This window comes from [Mycobacterium] manitobense (assembly GCF_025821665.1).
Lineage (GTDB): Bacteria > Actinomycetota > Actinomycetes > Mycobacteriales > Mycobacteriaceae > Mycobacterium > Mycobacterium arseniciresistens.
In genome coordinates, this window is sequence record NZ_JACKSJ010000271.1 from 1 (window position 1) to 504 (window position 504).

The 504-nt window shown below is 72.2% G+C and carries 1 pseudogene; it reads right to left on the reverse strand.

The window, feature by feature from the left end:
• Positions 1 to 330, reverse strand: a pseudogene (locus H7I41_RS29860) (hypothetical protein); the annotation flags it as partial.
• Positions 331 to 504: the final 174 nt, after the last annotated feature.

Below are 504 nucleotides of genomic sequence, written 5' to 3' on the forward strand. Positions count from 1 at the left end.
CACGGTGATCAGCATCCGGGCACCGTCGTAGCCGACGGTGTACTTGGCGGCACTGCCCGGTCCGCGCTCCGCCGTCGCGGTGATCACCTTGGTGAATCCCTCACTGCAACCCGGCGGGTCGGAGAGCATGGCCGGCGGCGCGCCGTCGCCGTCGGGCCGGCCGGGATTCTCGACGATGCGGTCGAACTGCACCCCGGCCGGGAAGTCCGCCGCGGTCAGCAGGACCCGCTCCAGGCGTTCTCCCGGCCAGGTCGCGGCGCCCTCGACCACACTCGTGCAGCCGGTCAGCGCCACCAGCGCGGTGAGCAGCACCGGCAGAGTCCGCATCATGTCCCCACGCTACCCAGCGAGGTGCCGATCACCGGGCGGGCCGGAACCCCGTCGAGCAGGCCGAGCAGCGCGTCGAGGTCGACATGGTCGGTGAGCGCATCGGCCATCAGGTCAAGTTGGCCGTCCCGGCGGGCGGTGACGCTGATGTCGCCGGCCACCTCGAAGCCGGACCGG